At 69.0% G+C, this 25,017-nt stretch carries 24 protein-coding genes and 7 pseudogenes; 18 read left to right on the top strand and 13 right to left on the bottom strand.

What is annotated here, in order from left to right:
* Positions 1 to 482 precede the first annotated feature (482 nt).
* Positions 483 to 2,243 (top strand): serine/threonine-protein kinase, encoded by a 1,761-nt coding sequence (locus AC07FT_RS12425; protein WP_479176170.1) that lies wholly within the window; start codon positions 483 to 485, stop codon positions 2,241 to 2,243.
* 162 nt (positions 2,244 to 2,405) lie between these two features.
* Positions 2,406 to 3,124 (top strand): annotated as a pseudogene (locus tag AC07FT_RS12420) (IS110 family transposase); the annotation flags it as partial.
* A gap of 550 nt (positions 3,125 to 3,674) precedes the next feature.
* Here the strand turns inward: AC07FT_RS12420 and AC07FT_RS12415 are convergent.
* The gene (locus AC07FT_RS12415; protein WP_479176238.1) at positions 3,675 to 3,890 is read right to left on the bottom strand and encodes a helix-turn-helix domain-containing protein; all 216 of its coding nucleotides are present in this window, start codon (positions 3,888 to 3,890) and stop codon (positions 3,675 to 3,677) included.
* A gap of 777 nt (positions 3,891 to 4,667) precedes the next feature.
* On the opposite strand from AC07FT_RS12415, the gene AC07FT_RS12410 reads away from it, so the two are divergent.
* Positions 4,668 to 5,714, top strand: coding sequence for an ABC transporter permease (locus AC07FT_RS12410; RefSeq protein ID WP_479176168.1), 1,047 nt, complete (start codon positions 4,668 to 4,670; stop codon positions 5,712 to 5,714).
* A gap of 709 nt (positions 5,715 to 6,423) precedes the next feature.
* Here the strand turns inward: AC07FT_RS12410 and AC07FT_RS12405 are convergent.
* Entirely contained in the window at positions 6,424 to 7,053 is a 630-nt protein-coding gene (locus AC07FT_RS12405; protein ID WP_479176166.1) for a winged helix-turn-helix transcriptional regulator, read from the bottom strand.
* An 81-nt stretch (positions 7,054 to 7,134) separates the two neighbouring features.
* On the opposite strand from AC07FT_RS12405, the gene AC07FT_RS12400 reads away from it, so the two are divergent.
* From AC07FT_RS12400 to AC07FT_RS12385, 4 genes are read left to right on the top strand one after another with little or no spacing between them, the layout of a single operon-like run.
* Complete coding sequence (locus tag AC07FT_RS12400) at positions 7,135 to 7,593, top strand: MBL fold metallo-hydrolase (RefSeq protein WP_479176164.1); 459 nt, start codon at positions 7,135 to 7,137, stop codon at positions 7,591 to 7,593.
* Complete coding sequence (locus tag AC07FT_RS12395; protein ID WP_479176162.1) at positions 7,590 to 7,781, top strand: hypothetical protein; 192 nt, start codon at positions 7,590 to 7,592, stop codon at positions 7,779 to 7,781. The genes AC07FT_RS12400 and AC07FT_RS12395 overlap by 4 nt, the downstream gene beginning before the upstream one ends.
* A gap of 23 nt (positions 7,782 to 7,804) precedes the next feature.
* Positions 7,805 to 8,449 carry an NAD(P)-dependent oxidoreductase gene (locus tag AC07FT_RS12390; protein WP_479176160.1) on the top strand — a complete coding sequence of 215 codons (645 nt, stop codon included), beginning with the start codon at positions 7,805 to 7,807 and terminating at the stop codon, positions 8,447 to 8,449.
* A 3-nt stretch (positions 8,450 to 8,452) separates the two neighbouring features.
* The gene (locus AC07FT_RS12385) at positions 8,453 to 9,736 is read left to right on the top strand and encodes a multidrug effflux MFS transporter (RefSeq protein WP_479176158.1); all 1,284 of its coding nucleotides are present in this window, start codon (positions 8,453 to 8,455) and stop codon (positions 9,734 to 9,736) included.
* Here the strand turns inward: AC07FT_RS12385 and AC07FT_RS12380 are convergent.
* Positions 9,724 to 9,927, bottom strand: a pseudogene (locus tag AC07FT_RS12380) (transposase family protein); the annotation flags it as partial. The gene AC07FT_RS12385 and the pseudogene AC07FT_RS12380 sit on opposite strands and share 13 nt — an antisense overlap.
* 23 nt (positions 9,928 to 9,950) lie before the next feature.
* Between AC07FT_RS12380 and AC07FT_RS12375 the strand changes: the two are divergent.
* Complete coding sequence (locus AC07FT_RS12375) at positions 9,951 to 10,493, top strand: TIGR02391 family protein (RefSeq protein ID WP_479176156.1); 543 nt, start codon at positions 9,951 to 9,953, stop codon at positions 10,491 to 10,493.
* Positions 10,494 to 10,757: 264 nt separating this feature from the next.
* Entirely contained in the window at positions 10,758 to 10,973 is a 216-nt protein-coding gene (locus tag AC07FT_RS12370) for a hypothetical protein (protein WP_479176154.1), read from the top strand.
* Positions 10,974 to 11,148: 175 nt separating this feature from the next.
* Here AC07FT_RS12370 and AC07FT_RS12365 read toward each other — a convergent pair whose 3' ends face one another.
* The 5 genes and pseudogenes from AC07FT_RS12365 to AC07FT_RS12345 form a co-directional block, all read right to left on the bottom strand.
* Positions 11,149 to 12,504, bottom strand: a complete 1,356-nt coding sequence (locus AC07FT_RS12365; RefSeq protein WP_479176152.1) for a flavin monoamine oxidase family protein — start codon at positions 12,502 to 12,504, stop codon at positions 11,149 to 11,151.
* Between the two features lie 36 nt (positions 12,505 to 12,540).
* A pseudogene (locus tag AC07FT_RS12360) lies at positions 12,541 to 12,918 on the bottom strand (HAD family hydrolase); the annotation flags it as partial.
* 628 nt (positions 12,919 to 13,546) lie between these two features.
* Positions 13,547 to 13,663 (bottom strand): annotated as a pseudogene (locus AC07FT_RS12355) (PIG-L family deacetylase); the annotation flags it as partial.
* 65 nt (positions 13,664 to 13,728) lie between these two features.
* Positions 13,729 to 15,234 carry a hypothetical protein gene (locus AC07FT_RS12350; protein WP_479176150.1) on the bottom strand — a complete coding sequence of 502 codons (1,506 nt, stop codon included), beginning with the start codon at positions 15,232 to 15,234 and terminating at the stop codon, positions 13,729 to 13,731.
* A 173-nt stretch (positions 15,235 to 15,407) separates the two neighbouring features.
* The gene (locus AC07FT_RS12345; RefSeq protein WP_471206471.1) at positions 15,408 to 15,632 is read right to left on the bottom strand and encodes a hypothetical protein; all 225 of its coding nucleotides are present in this window, start codon (positions 15,630 to 15,632) and stop codon (positions 15,408 to 15,410) included.
* A gap of 10 nt (positions 15,633 to 15,642) precedes the next feature.
* Between AC07FT_RS12345 and AC07FT_RS12340 the strand changes: the two genes are divergently transcribed.
* From AC07FT_RS12340 to AC07FT_RS12330, 3 genes and pseudogenes are all read left to right on the top strand, one after another.
* Entirely contained in the window at positions 15,643 to 15,936 is a 294-nt protein-coding gene (locus AC07FT_RS12340; RefSeq protein ID WP_479176148.1) for a hypothetical protein, read from the top strand.
* Positions 15,937 to 16,346: 410 nt separating this feature from the next.
* The gene (locus AC07FT_RS12335; protein WP_479176146.1) at positions 16,347 to 16,676 is read left to right on the top strand and encodes a hypothetical protein; all 330 of its coding nucleotides are present in this window, start codon (positions 16,347 to 16,349) and stop codon (positions 16,674 to 16,676) included.
* Positions 16,677 to 17,042: 366 nt separating this feature from the next.
* Positions 17,043 to 17,947, top strand: a pseudogene (locus tag AC07FT_RS12330) (Tn3 family transposase).
* A gap of 121 nt (positions 17,948 to 18,068) precedes the next feature.
* Here the strand turns inward: AC07FT_RS12330 and AC07FT_RS12325 are convergent.
* Together AC07FT_RS12325 and AC07FT_RS12320 are read right to left on the bottom strand one after the other, a co-directional pair.
* On the bottom strand, positions 18,069 to 18,413 hold the full coding sequence (locus AC07FT_RS12325) for a helix-turn-helix domain-containing protein (protein ID WP_479176144.1): 345 nt from the start codon (positions 18,411 to 18,413) through the stop codon (positions 18,069 to 18,071).
* Between the two features lie 783 nt (positions 18,414 to 19,196).
* The gene (locus AC07FT_RS12320; protein ID WP_479176142.1) at positions 19,197 to 19,826 is read right to left on the bottom strand and encodes a type III effector protein; all 630 of its coding nucleotides are present in this window, start codon (positions 19,824 to 19,826) and stop codon (positions 19,197 to 19,199) included.
* A 128-nt stretch (positions 19,827 to 19,954) separates the two neighbouring features.
* Here AC07FT_RS12320 and AC07FT_RS12315 point away from each other — a divergent pair, with 128 nt between their 5' ends.
* The 6 genes and pseudogenes from AC07FT_RS12315 (at position 19,955) to AC07FT_RS12290 (ending at position 23,216) form a co-directional block, all read left to right on the top strand.
* Positions 19,955 to 20,386 carry an Hsp20/alpha crystallin family protein gene (locus tag AC07FT_RS12315; protein WP_479176140.1) on the top strand — a complete coding sequence of 144 codons (432 nt, stop codon included), beginning with the start codon at positions 19,955 to 19,957 and terminating at the stop codon, positions 20,384 to 20,386.
* 102 nt (positions 20,387 to 20,488) lie between these two features.
* Positions 20,489 to 20,884 carry a DUF2267 domain-containing protein gene (locus AC07FT_RS12310; RefSeq protein ID WP_479176138.1) on the top strand — a complete coding sequence of 132 codons (396 nt, stop codon included), beginning with the start codon at positions 20,489 to 20,491 and terminating at the stop codon, positions 20,882 to 20,884.
* 53 nt (positions 20,885 to 20,937) lie between these two features.
* Complete coding sequence (locus AC07FT_RS12305) at positions 20,938 to 21,381, top strand: DUF2267 domain-containing protein (RefSeq protein ID WP_361976484.1); 444 nt, start codon at positions 20,938 to 20,940, stop codon at positions 21,379 to 21,381.
* A 263-nt stretch (positions 21,382 to 21,644) separates the two neighbouring features.
* Positions 21,645 to 21,776, top strand: a pseudogene (locus tag AC07FT_RS12300) (zinc finger domain-containing protein); the annotation flags it as partial.
* 242 nt (positions 21,777 to 22,018) lie between these two features.
* Positions 22,019 to 22,459 (top strand): recombinase family protein, encoded by a 441-nt coding sequence (locus AC07FT_RS12295; RefSeq protein WP_479176236.1) that lies wholly within the window; start codon positions 22,019 to 22,021, stop codon positions 22,457 to 22,459.
* A gap of 475 nt (positions 22,460 to 22,934) precedes the next feature.
* The gene (locus tag AC07FT_RS12290; protein ID WP_479176136.1) at positions 22,935 to 23,216 is read left to right on the top strand and encodes a barstar family protein; all 282 of its coding nucleotides are present in this window, start codon (positions 22,935 to 22,937) and stop codon (positions 23,214 to 23,216) included.
* 132 nt (positions 23,217 to 23,348) lie between these two features.
* Here AC07FT_RS12290 and AC07FT_RS12285 read toward each other — a convergent pair whose 3' ends face one another.
* From AC07FT_RS12285 to AC07FT_RS12275, 3 genes and pseudogenes are all read right to left on the bottom strand, one after another.
* Positions 23,349 to 23,657, bottom strand: coding sequence for a helix-turn-helix domain-containing protein (locus AC07FT_RS12285; RefSeq protein WP_479176234.1), 309 nt, complete (start codon positions 23,655 to 23,657; stop codon positions 23,349 to 23,351).
* Positions 23,658 to 23,884: 227 nt separating this feature from the next.
* Positions 23,885 to 23,971: pseudogene (locus AC07FT_RS12280) on the bottom strand (Atu4866 domain-containing protein); the annotation flags it as partial.
* 72 nt (positions 23,972 to 24,043) lie between these two features.
* A complete protein-coding gene (locus AC07FT_RS12275; protein ID WP_479176232.1) occupies positions 24,044 to 24,931 on the bottom strand; it encodes a serine hydrolase in 888 nt (295 codons plus the stop codon).
* Positions 24,932 to 25,017 lie beyond the last annotated feature (86 nt).

Genomic DNA, 25,017 nt, shown 5'->3' with positions numbered 1-25,017 from the left:
TGACCGGAGTAGGCCCGTACGGCGGTGAGCAGATGCTGGGCCTACGGGCGGTTTTGACGGGCATGTGGCTGTTGCACCCCCGGACCGCCGTGGGTCGTAGATCACCAGCAGCATGCTGTAGACCTGCTCCTCGACCAGCCCCCAGTTGGCCGGTGCCCGGCTGGAAGGCGCCGACGGCCCGCGCTCCGGTACCAGATCGAAGTCCCCTCAGCCGCCCCGGCCGCATCGCTGCTCGGCGGGACCGGGCCCCGGACGGTCTTCCTTCGTCCGGACCGCTTCACGGGGCGCTCGACGGACTGCAGTACCCCGCCGATCGCGAGGCGTAGCGCGCATTGCGCCAGGACAGCCTCTGGTTGAACGACCGGCGCCTTCATCGAGCTCCTCCACGCCGGCCCACGCACGCCGGTGTAGAATGCCCCGGTCGGAGGCGTTGGAGCCACCTGCGTGGGGCAGTGTCACCGGCATCTCGTAGTCTCCCAGCCATGAGCGACGGTCAATCCGGCAGACGGGTCATAGATGGGCGCTTCGAGCTGGAGGGGCGGCTCGGTGGCGGCGGCATGGGCATGGTGTGGCGGGCACGCGATCTGGTCCTGCACCGGGCCGTGGCACTCAAGGAAGTACGGCCGCCCGATCCGGATCTTGCCGAATACGACCCGCAGGGCGCGGCCATGCTCCGGGCCCGGGTACTGCGCGAGGCACGGGCGCTCGCCCGAGTCGACCACCCCAACGTGGTGACCATCCACCACGTGGTGGACGGCGGGGAGCACGCCTACCCGTGGCTCGTCATGGAGTTGGTGCCCGGCGGATCGCTCCACGAACGACTCGGGAAGGGGCCGTTGGCGCCCCTCGAGGCCGCCCGGCTCGGCCGCGAGGTGCTGGCCGCGTTGCGCGCCGCACACGACGTCGGCATCCAGCACCGCGACGTGAAGCCCGCCAACGTCCTGATGAGGCCCGACGGACGTCCCGTCCTCACCGACTTCGGCATCGCAGCCATCAGGGAGTCGACCGTCCTGACCGCGACCGGGGCCGTCATCGGCACGCCCGACTACATGGCACCCGAGCGTATCTCCGGCCACGAGGGCGGCCCGGGCTCCGACCTGTGGTCGCTGGCGATGATGCTGTACGTCGCTGTCGAGGGGCACCACCCGCTGCGCCGGGGAACCACTCTCGCAACGCTGGCGGCCGTCCTGAGCGAGGAGGTTCCGCCGCCCCTCCGGTCCGGACCGCTGACCGGCTTCCTTAACGCCGTGCTCGTCAAGGATCCACTGGGCCGGGCGGACACGGAGACTGCTGACCGCATGCTCGCAGAAGCGGCTGAGGGCCGGGACACGGCTGCTCCGAGCACTCCAGGAGCGCGCGGCGCCAGCGGAACCACCTCGTACCGGCTGACGCCTCCAACGGGGCCGACGACCACACCCTCCACACCGGTTGCACTGGCCGGATTCGGACCACCGTCGGGCTTCAGGCCGCCGATCGACTTCGGACCGTCGGCTCCGCAGGACGCCGTGCCCGCTTCAGTCGAGTCGCCGACTCCCTACTCGGTGGGCTCCACGCGGCCGACGCCCCCGCGACCGGGCGGCCATGCGAAGAACCGGGTCGTGATCGCCTCGTCCGCCGTGGCGACCGTGCTGGCAGGAGTCCTGGTGTGGACCCTGCTGCCGGACGGAGGCGACAAGGACCGCGGAGCGGCGGCCAATCCACGCGCCTCATCCCCGGCCAAGACGAATGACCCAACTCCCGCATCGCCCACAGCATCCCGTTCGGTGTCGACGCCCAAGGCCGACGCGAAGACCGATCTGCTGACCCCGGACGGCATCCGGACAGCGGTGAAGGAGATCAAGGCCACGACCGGCACGGACCGGGCGTGCGACCTCACCGTCTATCCGGACTACGTGTCCGCGAAGATCATGGTCAAGGGCAGTGACACCAAGTACGACAGCTACACATACCGCCCGGGCCAGGGCGTCCAGAAGGGCATCATCAGCAGCGCGATCGTCGGCGGCGACCGCCCGTTCAGCCTGGACGACTTCGACTGGGACGTCCTTCCTGACCTGCTGAAGCGGGCGGAGAAGGACCTGAACGTCAAGCGCCCGACCACGCGTTACGTCCTGGTCCGCCCCGCCGACGACACGTTCGGCACCCCGCTGGGGCTGGCCGTCTATCTTGCCGACGACCACGTCACCGGCTATCTGGAAGCCAACCTGAAGGGCAAGGTGACCCGGGTGATGCCGGCTCAGGACTGACAGTGATGCTTGCTGTGGCTCCGCTCGGCGGTCTGACCCCAGGAGTAACCGGCTTCTGTCCCATCACCGTCTTGTCCGTCTGCCCGACCGGCACGTGCCTTCTCACACCCTTCAGATAGAAGGACACCTACCACGAGCAGGGCAGCAGACGAGACAGCGGTCATCGGCGGCATCGACACTCACACCGATGCCACCAAGCCGCGGTGATCGACACGATCGGCCGGCACCTGGCCACTGAGGCATTCCCCACCACCCCGGACGGCTACCAGCATCTGCTGGACTGACTGTACTTGCACGGCGAACTGCTCACCGTGGGGCTGGGAGGCACTGGCGCCCACGGCGCCGGGGTCGCACGCTTCCCTACCGCCAACAGCGTCACCGTTGTTGAGGTCGACCGCCCTGACCGCAAGGCCCGCCGGGATAACGGCAAATCCGACCTGTCGACGCCTACGCCGCCACCGCTGTCCTGTCCGGCCGGGGCATCCGGCACACCCCCGCAACGGGGTCGTGGAGGCCATCCGCACCCTGCGAGTGGCCCGCAGCTCAGCCGTCAGGGCCCGCACCCAGACCATCAACCAGATCCGCAACCTCATCGTGACAGCCCCCGCGGCAGTCCGCGAGAAGCTCCAGCATCAGACCTTTGCCCGTTGGTCACGCAGGCCGCACCACGGATGGTCGCCCTACCGGGCGTCGGCCCGGAAACCTCGGGCCAGCTGCTGACCACGGCGGGAGACAACCCCGACCGCCTGCGGTCGGAAGCGTCCTTCGCGCACCTGTGTGCCGCCGCGCCGATCCCGGCGTCATCGGGCCGTACGAACAGGCACCGGTTCAATCGGGGAGGCGACCGCCAGGCCAACCGAGCCCTGCACACCATCGTGCTGGACCTTCGAGGCCGCCAACATCCAGGTACCGCGGGTCCGCGACGGCCTGACTGTCAACAGCCGTGACTACCGCGATCACCTGGCCCTCATCGTGGGTGGCGACAACCTGCCGCAGCTGGTGGCCGCGTGGGAAGGCAAGTAGCGCGACGGCAGGGCCGCGGCACCCGCGCAGACCCGAGGTGATGTCCAGGACCAGCCCGCTCGACGACCCGTCCCCGGGTGAACGCATCGACAACGTCGTCCCTCGTTGCGCCTCCCCGGGGACACCGACAGCTGACGGGGTCCAAGCCCCGCCAGTGTCGTGGACCGCGACGACCATGGGGCGGTTGCTGCCGCATGGAGACACTGGGCCTGGGATGGCGCACCACCACCTCGAAGGCCCGTCACAGGAGCACCCGCAAGGCCCGGGGGCGTCCTGCCGACGCGAGACGGAAAGCTGCAGCTTGCGGTTGTCCATCATGGTTTCCGGCGGCCTTTGTTCGAGCCGACTGTGCAGGGCGGCGGCTGGCCCCCGGGTGAGCTGTCCGTTGGGTGGGACAGACGGATTTCCTCATGCGGGGGTGCTCTCGGGAAAGGACTGAGAGAGCTGGGTGCGGCGGGATATGCCGAGTTTTCGGTAGGCCGCCGGGAGATGTACTTCCACGGTTTTGGCAGTGACGAACAGATGCTGCGCAATCTGGCGGTCACTCAGCCCTTCGGCGGCCAGGGCGGCGACGCGTGTTGCGCTGGGCGTGAGGGCCCCACTGGTAGGCGAGTTCGAGACCAGTGGCGAGTCGGGGGCGGGCGCCGACGCGATCGGTGTCGCGCAGGATGCTGCCGAGCTCGGTCAGCGCTCAGGCGTGCTCCAGTCTGCCGACTGGCTCCTGGGCTGCGGCCACCGCTTCTTCGAGCAGGCGGACTCCCTCGGGTCCTGGCGTCATGCAGGCAGCGGCCCGCAGGGCGCGGCTGAGCACGTGGGGTGCACCCCACGTGTGGGCCAGGGCGACTTCTCCGCGGGCATACTGGTGGGCTTCAGCGTTGCGGTGCAGGGCAGAGGCGGACCCGCCCGGCTGCTCTGCTTCAGGTCTACCGGCGCGTGACGATCACCCGCCTTGGGGAAGCACCCCAAGGTTTGGGGGTCGGCGAGACGGGGGCTGCCGGCCCGGGCGGGGAAACGCGCGGGTGGGAAGCAAGAGCCCTCCTGCGGCCGTGTTCGGACAACGGCACAGCCTGCGCGGGTTCGGCGTCGGCGGCCTCACTGGCGATGAGCACACCAGTAGGCGCCGGGGGTGGGCCGCTGTGCACTCGGCTCGGCCCGCCGCCGCATGTGCCCCCTCTCCAGAGCATGTGCCGTTTCGGGATTCCGGCGCCCTGACGCATTGGGGTAGCGATTACTCAGGATGGCTGAAAACGCGCTCTTAGCCTTTTCTCGTCATGACGCACAGCACTACACGCTGCCGCGTGGAGATGCGCTTGTGCCGACGCAGGATGGTCCCGGGCTGGAGGCCCGAGCATCCTTCACGGGCTGGCCCCGTGGCCGCCCAGATCGTTTCCTGGAGGATCCATGAATCCGGCAATGCCAGGTGGGCTGGCCACCGAGGGCGAGGCCACCACGGGCGTCTCTACGGCTGGGGGCGGCGACGCTCCTCGCGCCGGGAAGGCGCCGCTGCCCATCGTTCTGGCTGTCGTTCTGGCCGTGGTGCAGTTGCTGGTGCTCATCGCGTTCGCCTGGCCCGCGGCTCGTATGGGCCCCAACGAGGTACCCGTCGTCGTGGCCGGTGACGGTCCGGCCGCCGCGGCACTGCAGAAGCACATCGAACAGTCCAAGCCGGGCGGATTCGACATCGCCCACCGCAAGGACGAGGCGAGGGCCCGTGCGGCCCTGCTCGACCGTGAGGCGTACGCCGCCGTGGTCGTCGGCGGGAAGGGGCAGATGAAGGTGCTCGTGGCCTCGGCGGCCAGCGCCGCCATCAGCTCGGCGTTTCGTGATGTCGCCGCCGATCTCGGCGAGAAGAGCGGCAGCAGCGTTCCGGTCGAGGACGTGCGGCCCGCCCCGACCAAGGACCCGCACGGTGCCGCGTTTGCCTCGAGCGTCCTGCCGGTGGTCCTGACCAGTCTGCTCGGCGGCATTCTGTTCACCCTGAAACTGCGGCAGCGCCGCAGCCGCGCCGTCGCCGCGCTGGCCTTCGCCGCCGTGGCCGGCCTTGCCACCACCGCTCTGGCCCACGGCTGGATCGGCGCCCTCAACGGTGCCTACCTCGGGGAAGCATCCGTGGTGGCCCTGATGATCCTGGCGATCTCCGCGACCGTGGCGGGCCTGGGCCATGCACTGGGTCACGCCGGGATGGCACTGGGGGCTCTCACCATGCTGCTCATAGGCAACCCGTTCTCCGGCGCCGCGGCGGCCCCGGAAATGCTGCCGACCCCTTGGGGGGACCTGGGCCAGCTGCTTCCCCCTGGCGCGGGCGCGACCCTGTTGCGGTCGGTCACCTTCTTCGACGGGGCGGGCGCAGGCAAGCCCCTGACCGTGCTGCTGATCTGGGCGGCATGCGGACTCGCTCTCCTCGCCGTACGAGCCCGCGGCAAGACTCACACCCCGGCATCCTCCTGAACCCCGAGTGCCTCCGCTCGGCGCAGGAGCCCTGATACAGCCTGCGCCGAGCGGAACACCGACCCGGACCCGGTGCAGTACGGCAGACGCGATGCTGCCACCCCGGGCCCTGGCCCTCCACTGCCCGGGCCGTCCGGTCGGCGTGAGGCTGTCTCCGCAGCCGATGACGTTCGCCACCGCGGGAACTCACGGCTTCGGCCCGAGATTGATCCGCCGCCACCTGGTGAGCCGACCGAACCGTGAATGGGCCGGGGTCGGCCCGGACTGGCCAGGCACCAGCCCTGAGGCCCGAGCCGTATCCGAAACACCAGACACCCGACACCTGCAAAGAGGGGCGAAGAGGGCGGGGTGGGAGTGAGGGGCGAACCCTCATGTCGCCGCGCGGCGGGCGCGATGTGCTCGAGACGTAAGAAACGGACATCCCCATCCGTGAGGACGTGATCCAGATGGCCGGCCGTGCTCCGCTGACATCAGTTCCCGACACTGCAGACAGCCACGTCTGCCAGATCGAGCACAAGGCCAGCTCGGTCGCCGCAGCACAGCACACATGGCCCGCACCGTTCTGACCGGGTGGTCCGTGGACGAGGACATCCTGTACGACGCACTGCTGATCGTCTCCGAGCTGGTCACCAACGCCGTGAAACACGCGCCCGAGACCGGCGCAGACTCGGTAGAGCTTGAGGTCGCAGTCTCGCGAGCGGCCGGTCGTTCAGCGGGGCAGGATGCGCTTTACTGCCTCGTGTTCGCCGCTGAGCCGCAGGCCTTGTTGTACTGCGGCGCTCAGATCGAGGTCGCCGAGCAGGGTGGCGGCCAGCAGGTGCGGCGGTCCGGTCAGTGACGCGGTGGGGTGGTCGACCCGGCCGGCGTGTGTGTGCACCGAGCCGTCCTTGACTTCGATGACCAGGTCTTCGTTGCCGTCGGCGTGCAGTTGCAGGGCGATTGCCGGCTGGTCGGGGCGGTGGTCGGTCAGCGCCCGGGCGGGCATGTCCAGCCAGTGGGTGCGGAAGGTGTCGTTGCCGCCCGGCTCACGCAACAGCGGCACGCCCCACCGGCTCAGCTCCTGCAGCACCGGCTCCAGCGCGCGGCCACGCTCGGTGAGGGAGAACAGGGTGGTGGCCACCGGCGGCGGGGCGGCCTCGCGGTGGATCAGGCCGGCTTCCTCGAGTTCGCGGAGCCGGTCGACCAGCAGGTTGCTGGCGATCCCGGGCAGCCCGTTGCGCAGGTCGGTGTGCCGGCACGGACCCAGGGCGAGCAGTTCACGGACGATCAGCAGGGTCCACCGGTCGCCGATGGTGTCCAGTGCTTTCGCGATGCCGCAGTACTGCCCGTAGGTGCGCATGCCACCACCTTACCTCGTGACGTTGAGATTCAAAACTCTCTTGTTGACTTTCTCAACAACGCCGGTCTAGCGTCGCTGCCCATGACCCCCACCCTTTCCGTGCGTCGGCTGGCCTGGGCCGGCGTCGAGATCCGTCTCGGCGACACCCGCCTGCTGATCGACCCGCTCGAAAACATCGCTCCGCTGGCGCCGGTGATGGGGCCGCCGCACTGGCCGGTCGACCCGGTCGACACCCCGCCCGGCACCCACGCCCTCATCACCCACCTGCACCCCGACCACTACGACCACGACCTGATCGCCCGGACCGCGGCCACCGGCACGATCGGCTGCCACACCCCCAGCGCGGCGGCGCTGCGCGAGGCGGGCATCACCCCCGTCGCCCAGGACCTGGGCCAGTCGCGCCGCATCAGGACACCCAGTGGCACGGCAGCTGGTGGCAGATCGCCCGCGACCACGGCCCGTTCGACGTCGCGTTCGTCCCGGTCAACGGCGTCATCGCCCACTTCAAGGGCTACGCGGCCAACGTCCCGGCGACCATGACCCCTGAGCAGGGCGTCGAGGCCACCGTCGCACTCGGCGCCGGCACCGTCTGCGCCATGCACTACGGCCTGTTCCACAACCCGCCGTTCTACACCGAACAACCCGACATCGAGCAGCGCTTCCAGCACGCCGCCGACGAGCGCGGCATCACCGCGGCCATCATCGCCGACGGCCAGCCCGTCCTCTGACCATCAGAAACAAGGAGCAACACATGAAGATCGTCCTGTTCGGTGCCAGCGGCAACATCGGTAGGCCCGCCACCGAGGAACTACTGCGTCGCGGCCACACCGTCACCGCGGTCACCCGAGCCGGCCACATCGACGGACTCGAGCACAAGGCCCTGACCGTGACCACCGGTGACGTCACCGACCCCGCGGCGGTCGCCGGCCTCGCCGCCTCCCACGACGCCGTACTGTCGGCCGTCGGCCCCCGGATCGGCCAGGAGAACGACCGCGCCACGATCGTCGGTGCCGCCCGTGCGCTGATCGACGGACTCCGCCGAGCCGGCGTCACCCGCCTGGTCACCATCGGCGGTGCCGGTAGCCTACGCACGCCGACCGGCGGCCGGGTCATGGACGACCCGGACTTCCCCGCGCTGTGGAAGGCCAACGCCGAGGCCCAGTCCGAAGCGCTCGACCTCTACCGCGGCGTGCACGACCTCGACTGGACGTACGTGTCGCCCGCCGCAGTCATCGGAGCGGGCGAGCGGACCGGGGCCTACCGCAGCGCCGGGGACACCCTGCTCACCGACGACGACGGCAACAGCCGCATCTCGTACGCCGACTACGCGATCGCCTTGGCCGACACGATCGAGAGCGGCACCGCGATCCGCCGCCGCATCACCGTGGCGTACTGAGCCATGAGCAACGACGCCGCCAGCCGGCAAACCCGATTCATCGTCCTGCTCGCAGCGCTCGTGGCCCTGGGACCACTGTCCATCGACGGCTACCTGCCCGGACTGCCGGCCCTCGCCGGCGACCTGCGCGCCAGCGCCGCGGCCACCCAGCTCACCATCACCGCCTGCCTGGCCGGGCTGGCCATCGGGCAGCTGATCGCCGGGCCGCTGAGCGACACCTACGGCCGGCGGCGTCCGTTGCTGGCGGGCCTCGCCCTCTACACGATCGCCAGCGCGCTCTGCGCGGTGGCGCCCGACGTCCGGACCTTCGTCGGCCTACGCCTGGTCCAGGGCATCGGCGGGGCGTTCGGCATCGTCATCGCCAACGCCATGGTCCGCGACCGCACCTCCGGAACCCGCACCGCACGTCTCTTCTCCGCACTGACCTTGATCACCGGCCTGGCGCCGGTGTTCGCGCCGGTCCTCGGCGGCCAGCTACTGCGCGTCACGGCCTGGCCTGGAATCTTCGTGGCCCTGGCCGTACTCGGCGCCGTGATGCTGGCGGCCTCCGCCGCAGGACTGCCGGAGACCCGGTCCTCCGCGTCACGCCAGCCGCTGCCGGCTGTCGTCGGGCAGCTGCTCAGCGACCGGGTCTTCACCGGGTACGTCCTGGCCAACGGCCTGGTCTTCGCGGCGATGTTCGCCTACATCTCCGGCTCGCCGTTCGTCCTGCAGGAAATCCACGGCCTGTCACCGCAGCAGTACAGCGCCGTGTTCGCCGTCAACGCCGCCGGACTCATTGCGGCCGCCCAGATCAGCGGCCGGCTGGTGGCCCGGGCCGGCGCCCGCGTGCTGCTGCTCGCCGGTCTGCTGGGCGCGACAGCCGGTGGCACCACGGTTCTGGCCGCGGTGCTGACACGGGCACCCCTGCCCGCGCTCCTGATCGGCCTGTTCGTCCTGGTCTCCAGCGTGGGCCTCGTCATGCCGAACGCCGCGGCCCAGGCCCTGGCCGACCACGGCGAACACGCCGGGTCGGCCGCCGCACTGCTCGGCTTCAGCCAGTTCATGATCGGCGGGGCACTTGCTCCGCTGGCCGGCGCGGGTGGCGCCACCGACGCCTTGCCGATGGGAATCATCGTCGCCGTGCTGCCGGCGCTCGCTCTGCTCACACTCTGCGTCCTCACCCGGTCGATGCCCGGTGAGCGCCTCGCAGGCCGGCTCGCCAAGGACCTGCCGGGCACCGGCGACCGCGCCGGCACATCGATCGCAGACGAGCCGGCGTCCAGTGATCCGTTTCATCCTTCGTAACGCGGTGACTCGACGTGGTGCAGGACGAGGATGGCCCGCACGATTGCGGTGGCTCGGCGCGGGCAGCAGCGCAGCTTGACCAGGATTCTCCAGGTTTTGAGGGTAGTGATGGCCCGTTCGCCGCGAGCGCGGATCTTCGCGTGGGCGCGGTTGACGGCCTTCTGCCGCCGGGACAGCTTGGACCTGAATCGTCTGGAACCCAGACCAGGACTCCGTGGGCGCCTTCGTCATCAGCCGACAAGGCCACCAAGCCCTCGACCATGGACTGCTCTGGGTCCAGGCCGTCCAGCGCCTCGACATCCAGCTGGTCCCCGTGCTCGAAGCCAAGGCCCGCCCGCAATTCCTCCGCGGCGACTTCGAAGCCGCCGCCTTCATGGCCATGAAGAAAGTCGAGGTCCGCGTCCGAGAGCTGGCGGGACTGTCCAACAGCGTTATCGGGAAGACCCTCATGACCGACGCCTTCCGACCTCCCAAGAATGCGAATGATCCGAACGATCACGGAGGGCCGCTCTGGGACCCAACCGCAGACCCCGGGGAAGCTGTTGCCCTCACGGAGCTGTTCAAGGGCGCCTTCGGGACCGTCAAGAACCCCGCGAGCGAGCCATCGCCGCGTCGACTTCGCAGACCCCACCGAGGCCGCGGAAGTCGTGCTGCTCGCCGATCTGCTCATGCGTCTCCTCGACAAGATCGCCGCAGCGCAGAACGCAGCCACGTCGCCCTGAGGTTCCGCATCCCCTGCCCGGCGCCCTTCACCTGACTTGACGAAGTGCAGAGAAGCACCAGGCCGTGGAAACCCTACGCTCCTGCCCCGCGCGCCTCGAGCACGCCAAGGCCCTGACCGACCTGGGATCCGCGCTGCGCCGCCCCAACGCCGTGCCACAGCGCGCCCTTTCCTGGCGCAGGGCCTTGACTTCGCCTTCCGGTGCGGCAGCACCCCCCTTGGCAGAACGCGCCCGCACCGAACCGCGCGCCGTCGGTTCCCGGCCGCGCCACTCGCAGCTGACGCCGGATCGCGCAGCAGTTGTACGACACCACGAAGACCGCCGAGGTACACCTGTCGGCCGTGTACCGGGAACTCAACATCACCCGGCGCACCCCCGATGTCATCCGCGCGGCTGTCCCCCTGACGCGCCGCAGGCCGCCGCTCCGGCCGGAGAACAACCGCTACGAGCGGGTCGAGGGCGGGAGGTCGCAGCGCTGCAGATATCGCCGGGCCTTCTCGAAGCGGTGCCATTGAAGCGGTGCCATTGAACGTCCGGACCTCTTTGGATCCGACCGGGTTGGGCGTACTGCTTGCCCTGGACGACGACCTTGGCTCCGGACTCGTCCCAGGCCACCACATCGGCACCGAGGTCTACGGCCTCACTCGCCGGGCCGGGGATGCCACGCTGGGATTCGGCGGCGCGGGCCGCTCAGGGGTGCATGCGGCGCAGTGCTCTCATCGCGCTGTCGACGATCTCATCGTCGGGTGCCTCGGCGAGTTCATGGGCGTGGTCGCCGCCATTGAAGCCGAGCAGGACGGGTTTGCCGAAGGCTTTGTATCCGTTGACCCACCAGGACCACAGCCCAGGGTTGTCCGGGTCGAGCCATTCGATGACGTCGACGTCCTTGTCCCAGAAGGGCTCGGAGAATGCGAGCCACAGCTTGTCCAGAAGGCCGGCTCCCAGCGCCTTGATGGCTTCTTGTTTGGCGTTCGGCAGTTCTGGATCGAAGTCGATGGTCCCGGTCTTGAGCACGCCGATCGGGACTGTGATCACAGCGCGGTCGGCGCGCACCGTGTCGCCGTCCTTCAAGGTGACCGTGACCCCGTCCCCGCCGTACCGTACGCCGGTGACGACCTGGTGCGTACGGACTGGGATGTCGCCCCGGACCTCGGCGAGCAGCCGATCGTAGCCCCTCGGGAGCAGCAGGTCAGGACCCTTGAGTTCTCGCCCTTCGAGGGTTGCGGTCACCGAAAGCTGGTGGGGCTCGGCTGCGAATTCCAGGGGATAGTTGATGTTCAGTGCGTTGCGCAATGCGGCCGATGGCCGACGCGGCATCACCGAGGCGACGGTGGCCGTGTCCGGGTCTTCGACGTTGTCCAGCCTCTTCTCATAGCGGGCGAGTTCCCGCATCGCGTTCCTGTCCTCGCCCCTGGAGTTGTCGTAGTCGAACGCGTAGCCGGGGTCGCCGGTCTCTTTGAGCACCTTGGTCATCACGTTGCCTGAGGAACCGTGAATCCACGAGGCGCCCATCTCGGCCGGTACTCCTGCGATATGTCGCGTCCAGACGCGGCCGCCGACCCGGTCACGGCCTTCAAGGACCGTCACCCGAAGACTTTCCTCGGAAAGGGCGCGGGCACAGCCGAGTCCGGCGAACCCTGAACCGATGACCACGATGTGCTCCCCACCCTCAGCGTCGTTGATCACTTCGGAGGCCGCGCGGCGTCCGCTCTCCAGGGCGCCGTGTGCGGTGGAGGGTGCTGTGGAGGACGTCGCTTCGCCGGCGAAGTACAACCGGCCGGCCACTGGCGCGGCCAGCTGAGTGCGCGCCCTGGTCCCCAGGGTGCTGGGCGCGAGGTAAGAGTAGGAGCAGCGGGCGAAGGGATCGGTCGACCACGAAGTGCGCAAGTACGCCACCGGGTCCTCAGCCCTTTGGGAGCCATCGCGCTTGGATCCGCCGGCCCGGCCCGATTCGTTTGCGGTGCACGATGTCAGCCACCCGGCGGTGGCCAGCGCGAGTGCCGAGCCGAGCAGTCGGCGGCGCCCCGTGCCGTCCAGGTAGTCCATGCTGAAGAGATCCTCTGGGAGAGCAGGCTGCGGGAATCACCCTATCGGCCGACCGCGACACGCTGCCGGGCTCCGGTGTGGTCCGGACGCGAAGGCGAGGATGTGCGGAACCGCCTCACGCAGGCTTTCGAAGTGGCGGTGCACGCCCTCCACCGCGACAGCGGCGTTCACTCCCCACACCTCCATCCCGGCTCGCAGGCCGGACGCCGCTCCAGACGGTGCGTCCTCGATGACCAGGCAGTCTCCCGGCTCGGCACCCAGCCGCGCAGCGGCCCGCAGATACGGAACAGCAGAAGGCTTGCCCTCCTCAACAGCAGCCGCATCCACGATGACGCCCGGCACCGGCAACCCCGTCCGCTCGAAACGTCCGCGTACCCGGTGCTCGTAGTTCGAGGTCACGAGCGCCCAGGACCCGAACGAGCGGCGGATGTGCCGGGGTCAGGGCCTCGAGCTCGGGGTAGAGGGCCAGGACGGTCCTGAGCTGGAGATGTTCGGCCTCGGACAGTGTCGGCCGCAAACGAGGAGTGTTGCCTCAGCAACCACGAAGCCAGACGCTACCGGCTGAACGCACAGCAAAAGGCTGGCTCCCTTCTCTTGTGACCTGCTGCTTCTCCCGTTGCCGCACGGCGTGTCGGACATCGGAGCCACCAGCTTCGTGTCGCTTCCACCGCGGCCCGTCCTGATCGGAAGCAGACCGCCGGGCTGGTGAACCGGGCTTTCGCGTACCTTCCGAGTCAGCAGCCTCAGATATCCCACCTGTGCGACTCTCCAGGAGGTTCGGGGACGAGCGCGGTGTCCGGGTCGGAAGTGCGCACACCTCGGCGCCGCTGGCGAGGCCTGGACGCGAGCTGCCGGAGCGGAACTCGCCAGGACAAGCCTTCTGGTGTGTGAACCGCTCGGTCACGTGCGGTCGATGCGCTTCTCCGGTCGGTCGGGCGCGAGCGGGCGGGCGGGCAGACGGGCAGACGGGCGGGCGGGCAGACGGGCAGACGGGCAGACGGGCAGACGGGCAGACGGGCAGACGGGCAGACGGGCAGACGGATCAGCGCAGTCCGGAGAAGAGATCGTTCTCAGGTATGGCCGCGCCGGTGGCGTCCTGGACACGTAGGGAGGTCTCCATGCCCATCAGCTCGCCGAACCTCTCCTTGCCCATTCTGAGGCAGTCGCTGCAGACCGACCCCTCGCCTGCTCCCTGGTCGGATGCGCGAAGCGCAGCTGGCGCTGTCAGCGGTTCCGGCGCCTTCGGCGTAGCAGCAGCATTCCGCCGGCCGCCACAAGGATGGCCGCGCCGGAGCCGATGGCCCAGGCGAGAGGATGACCGTGCGAGGCGGAGGCCGTGTGTACTGCGGGGTCCACGGTGACGCGTGCTGTGTTGTCGGATCGGTCGGGATCCTCGGGGTGTTCGCCGGGGCTGCGTTCCTTGAGCCGCACTGTGCCGGCGGCGCCTGTGCCGAGCCGGAGCGTGAACGGGAGGGTTTTGGCTTCGCCAGGTTGATGCACTGACAGCGGGCAGGTATAAGTGTCCTGCTCGCGGCGGCATAGGGGTTCGTAGGAGCTCTCGTCGATCTCCTCCATCGGCTCCTCGAGTACCTCGGATCCCTTCGGCAGAGTGAAGACCAGGTCGAAAGTGCCGCCGTCGCCGAGATCCCCGGGGCCGTCGTTGCGGGCGCCGACCTTCACCTCCCGCGTGTCGCCTGCGGCTCCCCGCACCCGGTCGCCGATAGCCGCGTAGTTGGCCGGGATGTCTGTACGCACCTCGGTCCACACGTCGGCCTCGTCACTCCACTGCCCCTTGCCGCCCGAACGCAATTGCGGCTCAAGTTCCGGGCCGTGGCCGGGCCTGCCCCCGGTGGGCACGTGGACGTCCTCGTAGGGGCCGAGGTCTATTGGCCAGGCGGACTGGTGCAGATCGGCGTGGTTGAGGACCTTCGGGGCCCGCATCCGCAGGCCGGGGGTGAAAACTGCGGTCTGTCCAGGCCGCAGGCGCAGGTCGGGGAAGGTGCAGTAGGCGGTCTGCTGTGAATCGCCGCCGCTGTAGCGGCAGTTGGCGAACTTCTGCTTCAGCGGCAGCTCGCTGTCGACCGTGAACTGCAGGGCGACCCCGCGGGCCGGGGTCTCGCCGGAGTTGCGGACGGTCAGATCCATTTCCGTGTCAGCGCCGGGGCGCACACCGTCGATGACTTCGGGCCGACGGACCTCCAGGATCGGTCCACCGACGACCACCCGCGTCGTCGTGGTGGACACGCTGCCGTCCGGGGCCTGGTACCGCATGCGCAGTTCCCCTGTGTCACCGGGTTCGCTACCCGAGGCAGCGTAGGGAAGCGCCCCGGCCCAGTCCGTCCAGCTGTCGTAGCGCGCCCCGACTCTGCACACCACGGTCAGGCCACCGGTGCTGGTGCAGCGGTGGCCGAACTTCTTCAGGCGCAGTATGTCCTTCGCGTGACTGACGTCCATCGTCAGGCGCCCCGTCTGGGGCCCCTGCTTCCCGCCGCGGTCTCCGTCGTAACTGATGTGGAGCCTCTTGTCGCGGTCCGGTCGCTTCCTGCCGCCGGGCGGCTTCACGTGATAGATCCGCGGTGCGACGAGTTCGGGGGTAGGGCCGGGCGCGGCGAAAGCGGGCGGCGTGGCGGTGGGCAGGAGCCCGGCAAGCACACCGAGCACCAGCACGACGACGCCGGCGTAAGGACGGCCGACCGCACCGCGCTCACGTTTCGTGGGCTGATCAGGCATGCGTGCCAGTCGAGCACAGGGCCTTCCGAGCGGCCAAGAGCCTTCGATCACGTCTCGACAACAGCCGCGCGGGAGGTGGGCGCTGGAGGCAGCGTTCCCGTGCTGCACAAGCTGATCGGCTGACCGGCGGCAAGTGCACCCGCCGCGCCCGGCGCCATCGCCTCTCTCGGATGTCAGGCGGCGTGGAACTCGTGAGGGTGGCCGCCGCGCCACTCCACCCACTCCGGGTCGTCCAAGATGGCCTCGGGGTCGGCGACACCGGAGCCCTCAAGGAACACGACCAGGTCGTGATCGCTGTAGGCGGTGCCAAGAATCTTGTCCTGGCCGTGGCTGTGCACGGTGACTCTCCGGCCGCCCGAGAGGGAGGGCCGGTGTACGACGATCGGTGCACTGCTCACGCCTCCCAGCATGCCCCGGGCAGGGCTGGTGGGCGAGTGGGCCAGGGCCGGGGCCGGGGCCGGGGCCGGGGCCGGGGCCGGCCAGGGAGTGTCACCGGTCCACTCCCAGCGGTCCGGGTCACCGGAAGCGCGGGTCGTGCATCGCCCGGCCTCCGGCGCCGAACTGCTCCAGCTCGGTGGCCGCCGCGACGCCGGTGTCGACCTCGTTCGGCGTGACGCCGGTGATGTCGAGCAGCGGGCCGCCGACCAGTTCGGCGTAGCGCCGGCCGGGCCGCGGGCCGGGTGGTCGTCGTCGGTGCCGTAGACCCGGCGACGCAGCAGTTGCTCGTCGTCACGGTCCATTTGTTCAGCCTGACAGGCAGGTCCGGGCGCCTCAGAGCCTGTTTCCAGGGTTGAGTTGGTTGTCTGAGCTTGTGCCGCGGACTCCGCCCACTGCGGGGTATCCCGCTGTTAGCTTCCTTGCTGGAAACCCAGGACGACGGGAGACGAACACTGATGAGTGGTGAGGCGGAGAGCCCACGGCGACAGGCCCCCTCAGCCCCTTATGGCCGGGTTCTTGTTGCCGCTTGTCTCAGCGTGTTACTCACGCTGTTGACGGCTGCATGCTCGGACAGCGACACAGACTCCTCCGACGAGAATCAGCCTGCATCGTCAGCCAGCACGAGTACATCTGCCGGCAAGCACTTCCTCTTCTACGCCCTCTACCGCAACAGCGTGGGCGAGCACTACTTCGATTTGCTCGAGTGGCGGACCGACCCCAACGGGGTCCTGTCCGGAACGTGGACGAGTGTGTCCTCCTCGGACAGCGGGGACATGCAGCGAACTCCCCACCCCTTCAACGGTCGGCAGGACGGCAACAGCATCTCCATCGACGCGGAACCGGACGGAATGGACAGGCCTGTCCACGGCTCCATCAGCAAAAGCACACTCACCCTGGACGTCGATCTGGCAGCCCAGTCGAACACCTACAAGGCAACCACCTGGGAAGCCTTCGACAAGATCGTCGGTGAGGCGGAAGCAGCAGAAGCATCTCATTCACCCTGACTCACGGGCGTCCCGGAGCCTCGGCTCCTGACAATGCCGCGCCCCCGGATTGCGTGCCGGGGTCGCGGCATCCGTCACGCACAGAGGTCAGGCCATGCCACTCATGACCAGAGGGTGGAATGGGTGAACCGCTGAGGCAGCTCGTGAGCTGCTTCTCGCAGGGTGGCCTGCTGAGGATCGTTGGCCACGTCGGCAGTCGTCGCGCCTTGGCGGTGAATGGCCGGAGCGGAACGAGTGTGGGTCTCATCCGCACGGGTCATCTGAACCGCACTGGTAGATGGCATGAGCTCGCCCCCGAGGACAGACGGGCGTGGCTGTCGGTGACGCTGTGGTCCCGGCAGTACGTCAGATACGGCAACCGGGCGGATCGCCTACCACCACATCTCCGACACCTACATCGCGCTGTTCACGCACTTCATCCCGTGCGGGGTGTGGGAGGCGGTCTACATCATCGAGGGCCTGCTGAAGAACACGTCCGAGGTGAAGCCCACCACGGTGCACGCCGACACCCAGGGCCAGAGCTTCCCGGTATTCGCGCTGGCCCACCTGCTGGGCTTCGACCTGATGCCCCGCATCCGTAGCTGGAAGGACTCGACGTTCTACCGGCCCAGCAAGCAGAGCGAGTACGTGCACATCGACGCCCAGTCCGGAGAGCCGGGCAGGAACGTGATCGACTGGCACCTGATCGAATCACAGTTCCGGCACCTGATGCGGGTGGCCGTCTCGGTGCGCGAGGGGGCGATCTCCTCCTCCACGCTGCTGAAGCGGCTGCGGTCGGGCTCCAAGAAGAACGCCACGTACGCCGCGTTCCGCGAGGTCGGCCGCGTGATCCGTACCGTGCAACTGCTGCGCTACCTCTCCGACGCGCCGCTGCGCAGGCGGTTACCGCGGCGACGAACAAAGTCGAGTCGTTCAACCGGTTCTCCCAGGGGGTCGGCTTCGGCAACCGCGGCGTCATCGCCGACGACGACCCGGTCGAGCAGGAGAAGGCGATGAAATTCAACGCTCTGCTGACGAACGCGGTCATCTTTCACAACGCCCTGGACATCGCCGAGATCGTCCGTCAGTTGCTGGAGGAGTGCTGGACGATCGAGCCGGAGGACCTGGCGCACATCTCGCCGTATGTGACCGAGCACATCAACCGGTTCGGCGAGTACAGCACGCACGAGCTCGGCATCCAGCCCGAGGCGTACGATGCGAAGCTGGACGTGGACTTCCCCCCGCTGCGCGAGGCGGATCCGGCCGCGGCCGGCTTCGGTCAGGCCGCCTGAAAGGCCGCGGCCGGGGCGGCATCATGAAGTCCATGGACGATTGATCGAGGGTGCTTACGGCGGCGCGGCCGGTGACGGCAGCATTGTCCGCTGGCCGGTCATGCCGGATCGGCGTGCTGATTCAGGCTGGGTTCTTCGACTGCGACTCGCGGCCTTGTGTGCGCAGGTGCTCGTTGATACGCCGGGCTTCTTCGAGCTGGTCTTCGAGGATGACGATGCGGCAGGCGGCTTCGATGGGGGTGCCCTGGTCGACGAGTTCGCGGGCGCGGGCGGCGATGCGCAGCTGGTAGCGGGAGTAGCGGCGGTGGCCGCCTTCGGAACGCAGCGGAGTGATCAGGAGGTGTTCGCCGAGGGCGCGGAGGAAGGCGGGGGTGGTGCCGAGCATCTCGGCGGCCCGGCCCATGGTGTAGGCGGGGTAGTCGTCATCGTCGAGATTGTCGACGGGACGGGAACTGGCAGGGGGCATAGACCTCTTCTTTCAGGGGACACGTCGGGGGGGGGGGGTGGGGGGGGGGGGGGGGGGGTGGGGGGGGGGGGAGGGGGGGGGGGAGCCCCTTCTTTTTTGGGGGGGGGGGGGGGGGGGGGGGGGGGCCCCCCCCCCCCCCCGGGCCCCGAGCTTCCAACACCATCTACCGGCGAACTGCGCCGGCCTTCTTTGTCCGCAGGTTCCGCCTGGGAGGGCGGGGCTGCGGGGATCGCGGATGCGTGACCGGGGACCACCTTCCAATCCGGGGCCTGCGGTACCCGGGCGGACTTCTTCCTCGCCCGGGCGATCCTGATGGCGTCTGCTCCTTTACTTCGGCTACACGGTCGTACTGCTGGATAACGCGGGTACTGCTCGCAGCCCCATGGGGCGTCCTGCTTGACCTGCATGTCCGGCAGTTCATCTCTGCCGTGCCCATCTCGACTTCCTGGGTACATGGAAAAAATAACCCTGCGACGAGCCAATGTCTACTGTGACCGCGACAGATTTTCTTCATGCCCGATGCGTCCAGTTCTGCCGCAAACACACTTGCATGAGCGATGCCCCGGCGCGAACCCACGAGGCGCGGACGAGGAAGCTGGTCATCCTCTACCAGCTGTGCGTGCTGGTCAGCTGGCGGGATGCGTTGCGTCGGCGGGAGATCTGGGCGCCGAGGGCGAACCGGTGGCGTAACCCGGAGGACGATCTGCCGCCGGACTTCGAGGGCAATCGGGGGTTCGCCCGGGGGCGGAGGCTGACTGGGCTGTTGCGGGGCACCGGGCGGGGTCAGGGGGGAGTGAGGGTGTCGAGCCGGGCGGCGAGGTCGGGGTGGGCGGCGCCCAGGTGGGGGCGGGTGGCGGCCAGGGGGACGATGAGGTCGGCGGGGTCGTTGTGGGCGAGGGCCGCGTGGAGCTCATTGAGCGGGCGGCGGGCGGCGGGGGGAAGGTCGGTGAGGGCGGTGATCTGGCCGGCGAGGCGGCGCAGGTCGGCCGCATTGCGGCGGGCCCAGGTGGCGGTGTTGCGGTCGGCGGCCCGGGCCTGACGGGTGGCCGTCACGCGCTGTTCGCCGGTGGTCCCGGCCGGACCGGGGCGGCCGCGCAGGTAGCGGCGCTCGGCGGCCTGGCGACTGGCGACACCCAGGGGAGAGGCGAGGTCGGCCCAGCTGGCGCCTGCGTCCCGGGCCGTTTCGATCAGGCCGGTCTCCCATCCGGCGAGCCGCTCACGTACCTGCCGCAGCAGCATCAGCGAGGCGAGGGCCTGCTCCGGGGCCGGCCCGACGCCGAGGGTGTCGGGGGTCTCGTGCTGGGCGTCGCGCAGGGCGTCGTCTATGGCTTTCAGGGCCGCTGCGGCAGCGAGGAACGACGCCGGGCTGTGGGCGTCGGCGTCAGTGGAGACCGGCTCATCGGGTGCGGTCACGGGCACCTCCCTCGGGTTGTCATTGTGTAGACGACATCGTGTTTGTCATCCATTGGATGACATGTTACAACGGTGTCAGTGAGGCGCATTGGCAGTAACTGCCTGAACCTGCTGGAGGTGTTTTCACGATGTTGATGCGCACTGACCCCTTCCGTGAGCTGGACCGGCTGGCGCAGCAATTGATGGGCCCGGGCACCTGGTCGAAGCCGTCGGCGATGGCGATGGACGCCTACCGCGAGGGTGACGAGTACGTGGTGGCCTTCGACCTTCCCGGCGTCAGCGCGGACGCGATCGACATCGACGTCGAGCGGAACATGCTGACGGTCAAGGCGGAGCGCCGGCCGGTGGCGAAGGCCGACGACGTGCAGATGGAGCTGTCCGAGCGGCCGCTGGGCGTCTTCTCCCGCCAGATCGTGCTCGCCGACACCCTCGACACCGAGCACATCAAGGCCGACTACGACGCGGGCGTGCTGACCCTGCGCATCCCGATCGCCGAGCGTGCCAAGCCCCGCAAGATCTCCATCGGCGTCGGGACCGGCCACAGGGAGATCTCCGGCTGACACCGGCCGGACAGGTGGGGAGGACGGGCACCTGATCTCCCCCTCACCCCCGTCCTCCGCACCCCGTGGGCAGGCCGAAGAACAAGAAGGGGTGGCGGCGAGATGACCCTGCGACGCGAAGCGTTCCTCGACCACGTGAAGGAGCGCGGCGAGTACGGCACTGTGGAGGAAGCCGAGCGCGCGGCCCGTGTGGTGCTCGCCCTGCTCGGCGCGCATCTGGTCGGCGAGGTTCGCGCCCAGCTCGCGGCCCGTCTTCCGGAGGAATTCGCCCTGATCCTCCTCAACCCGCTGCAGAGCGCCGAACCGCTGCCCCCGGAGCGGTTCGTGCGGGCGACCGCGGCCTGGATCGATGGCGCCACCGAGCAGACCGCGACCTGGGACATCAGCGCCGTGTTGTCCACAGTCGCCGACACGGCCGACGAGGACCTGCTGGGGCAGATCCTGCTCCAGCTCCCCGCTGGCTACGACCTCCTCTTCGGCCGCCCCCAGCCCACCTGACCCCTATCTCGGTGCCACACACCCGCACCGTTCTACGAAAGGCATACACTGCAGTGATCACCGACGTGCGCGTACCGGCTGAGCACCAGCAGCCGTACTCGACGGCGTATGAGCAGATGCTGGAGAAGGTCCGCTACGAAGGCGCCTACCCCACCCGCGAGAGAGCCGAGGAAGCCGTCCGCCTGGTTCTCGCGGGGCTGGGACGCCAACTGACCGGCGACGAACGCGTCGACCTTGCCGCCTGCCTGCCCCTGGAAGCCGCACGTGTCCTGACCGCACAGATCCCCGACACCCAGCCGCTGACCGGCTGGGCCTTCGTCAAGGACCTCGCCGCCCGCTCCGGCGCCTCCCTGGCCACCACCCGCTGGGACACCGGCTCCGTCTTCGCGGCCGTCGCCGCCCACGCCGGCCCTGACCTCATCACCCGCATCCTCCACCAGCTCCCCACCGGCCACGCGCTGTTGTTCGGCCGCGCCGAACTCACCTCCGCCGCGTAGACGGCACCGGCACCCCGGGGCCGCAACAGGATCCCTCCGGCGGCCCTTGTCGAAGTCCCCGATCCGCGCGATCGGGGACTTCCGCCTTCGCTGTGCATGATGACCGTCTCGGACGGCGTTTCTCATACAGTCCTTTGCGCGAGCAAGATCGATCACAGCCCGCGAAACCCCCGCGATCCCGGACTCACTCTCAGAACCCGTTCTCACTCAAAAAGCGGGACGGACCCCTTTCTGAGACTTGCATTGTGCGAAAACCCGGGCCCATGACAGTCCCTCAGCAGCCCTCCCCAACCGGCCGGTCGGACGCCGACGACGTCGAACAGCACACCTGTCCGAAGTGTGACGCACAGCCCGGCTCACCGTGCCGCTCGCGCGGCGGCGCCGTCGCCTCCGCCTACCACACCCGCCGCTTCACCATGGTGCCCCGGCTGAAGAAGGCACTGCGGGTGTCCACCCCCACCGACCGCGGCCCGGGTCAGCCGTGGCGCCCGGGCACCCCGCCCCCGGCACCGATCGACCCGGACCTGCCGAGCGCGGACATCCGCATCGGCTACGCCCGCTGCTCGACCCTCGGCCAGGAACTCGACTCCCAGCTCGACGCGCTCGCGGGGCACGGCATCACGGCCTGGTGCTGGAGATGCTCGCCGGGGCCCTGCCCGGCATCTACGACGCCACCGGGCCGGGCAAACTGCTGTTCGCGTTCTTCGCCGCGATGGCGGAGACCGAACGGGAGAACATCCGCGAGTCGACGCTGGAGGGGCTCGACACCGCGGCCCGCAAGGGCAAGCACGGCGGCCGGCCGCCGGTCATCACCGACGACATGCTCCACACCGCGCTCCGCCGCCGCTCGGGCGGCGAGTCGGTCGAGCAGATCCAGCCGGACCTGATCATCCCCACCGGCAGGCGCAAGGGCCAGAACCCCTCCGTCGCCAGCATCTACCGGGCACTGGCCGGACACGCCAAGCACGAGGCATATCCCGAAGCCGTCGAGCAGGCGCACGCCGACTTCGCCGCCCTCCATGCCAGCGGAGCGGTTCCCGAGCCATGCACCGGAGCCGAGGCCGCGGCGGCACGCTGACGACGGCGGCCCCCTGTCGCCGGGCGTCAAGCAAAGGAGGCCGTCACCACACGAGTTCCGGCGGGGCCGGAAGGAGTTGCGTGTCTCCCCTCAACGCCCCTGCGGGCAGGAAGGTCGCGCCACCGGCCCTTCCGGGCCGACCGGGGCCCCGACCTTCCAGGTAGTCGGCGGCGCGTTCGGCAGCCTCATCACGGGACAGCCTCCGAGAGACCGGCGGCCGGTTCTCGTCGGCCCCCGCCGCTCAGGTCGTCAGCGGCTCGCTTCGCTGCCTCATCCCACGACAACAACCTCGGTCCCCCCTGGCGCCGAGCCTCCCGCCGACGCTCAAGACACGGGCCACCCTGCCCCACCGCACACCGGAACTCTGCTCACTCATCGAGCAAGATCATCCCGTGGCCCCTTCTGGGCTCACCTCGGCGATACCCCTACCAACGCCAGGGGATAGCCGACGCCCCTGCAGGCGGAGGTGTTCACCTTGGGCCGTCGGCACATCGCTGACCGAGACAGCTTCTACGGCGCGATGGGTGAAGCCATCAATGGCTCCGGCGGATATTCCGGCTGGAACCTTGACGCTCTGAACGACTGCCTGAGAGGCGGCTGGGATGCCACCACGCCGTTCATCTTGCACTGGGATTTCTCAGCCCAGGCCAGAGCGCGGCCACGCGAGCGTGTGCCCTCCGGAGAGCACGAGGTTGCACTGTTCGACCTGCTCCTGGAGATCCTCAAGGAACACAGCGTGAGCGCCGTCCTTCGGTGACAGCCTGAGCAGTCCCGAGGACGACGGACGTGGGGCAAACCGAGGTGCACGACGGTTCATCGTCCGATCCTTCCGCCTCGATGCAGCACGGGAATTCCCAGCTCACCGCCGCCTGCACGGAGAGCACATCTGTCAGTACCCGGCAACCGTCGCTCGTCGGCACGCCTGGGGCGATACGACTCTGCCTCGTGTGCTTGCGAAGACCAGTCGGGGGAGGTCTTCTTCATACCGTCGGCGGAACTCACGTGGGCCCACTCCGTAGGCTCTGCGGAAGGCCCGGCTGAAGTCTGCACCACAGGGGAATTCCCCCTGCACTGCAAGGGCGTAGATGGGCGTGTTGCTCAGGGCTGGGTCAGTGAGGTCTCGGCGTGCACGTTCCAGTCGTCGGCGGCAGATGACGGCGGCGGGTGTCTCCTCTTTCTGCTGGAAGAGGAGGTGCAGGTAGCTCAGGGAGATGTGGTGCGCCTCGGCGCCGTGCCGAGGCCGCCGGTCGCGCCAGTGATCAGCGCGACCTTTCCGTCAAGTCGTTGTCCTGCCATGGGAATGGAAGGTGTCCTCGATTCTCGGTGATGCTCACTGCTGACTCGGGACTTCGCCGTCCGCTGACGGTGGAGCGGATCCGCCCTCGATGGCCAGGGCGACCGCGGCAGGCTTTGCTACGACGGCTTCTACTCCCGATAGAGCACGAGGTGCTCGTGATAGAGAACTGCGTCCCGGATGTCGCCCGTGGCAGTGAACCCGGTGTCGTCGGCATAACCCGGGTCGCAGTCCTGGTGGGCCGTCAGCGGCAGGCCGGCGGAGCTGCAAGATCCCCGGCAGAGTCCAGGCTATGGCTGAGCGCTGGACGCGGGCGCGTTGAGATTCTTGTGGACCGCCCGGGCGATGCCTTCGATGGTGGCGATGCCGTCGTCCATGGTGGCGTTGTCCTGCGAGAGCACCGTGACCGTGTAGTCGTGATCGCCACCGGTGAAAGCGCCGAGGCTGTGCACACGCCAGCCGTTTGTGGCCCGCTCCAGCCAGCCGTTCTTCACATGCACCTGTGCGTCGCTCGGCGCACCGGCCGGAGTTCCCCAGCGCTGCGAGGGGATGACCTCCCCTGTCAGTTTCAGGATGTAGGCGCGGGAGTCCTCGCTGACCACCGGGTTCGCGTGGGTCACCAGCTGGAGGAGCTTTTCCTCGTCGTTCGCGGTGATCTGGGTGAGGCCCCAGTGACCCTCGCTGTCGAGCGTGGTGTTGGTCATTCCGGCGGCCTGCAGGAATCCGTTGATCTTGCCCGTCCCGAGCTGCTTCCACAGCGCGGTGGTGGCATCGTTGTCAGACTTCGTGATCATGGCGGTGGCACGGTCCTGCTCTTCCTGCGTCAGGGCGCGATCATCCTTCTGCGCGTCCCACAGCAGCGTGGCGAGCACGGTCACCTTGACCGTGCTCGCGGAGTCGAACTTCCGGTCCGCATCGAATGTGCAGGTGGTGTTCGTGGTGCGGTCATGGAGGCTGATGGCAGTGGTCGCGGAGGTGGCGTCCAGTGCGGAGTTGATGTCTTCGGCCAGCTTGTCGGCGAGTTCCGGCTCGTCCGAGGTGCAGATCGCCGCTGGCGGAGCAGCTGCGTGAGCTGACCCCGCCGAGGCGATCGTCGGCACGAGTGCCCCCGCGGCCAGCGCCGCCCTTGCCCCCAGGGTGGTGCGGGTCGGCTGGGATATTCGTCGGTGTCGCCCCATGGTGCGCTTGTCCATTCGTCAGGAGTGCAGTTCGTCGCGCGGGTGTGTCTTCGCTTCGCTGCGAAGACATTTCCGTGCTCTCGTCC

It is taken from the genome of Streptomyces sp. NPDC045899 (genome assembly GCF_056431485.1).
Note: the sequence above shows the minus strand (reverse complement) of the source record. Positions and strands in the feature narration are given on the sequence as shown.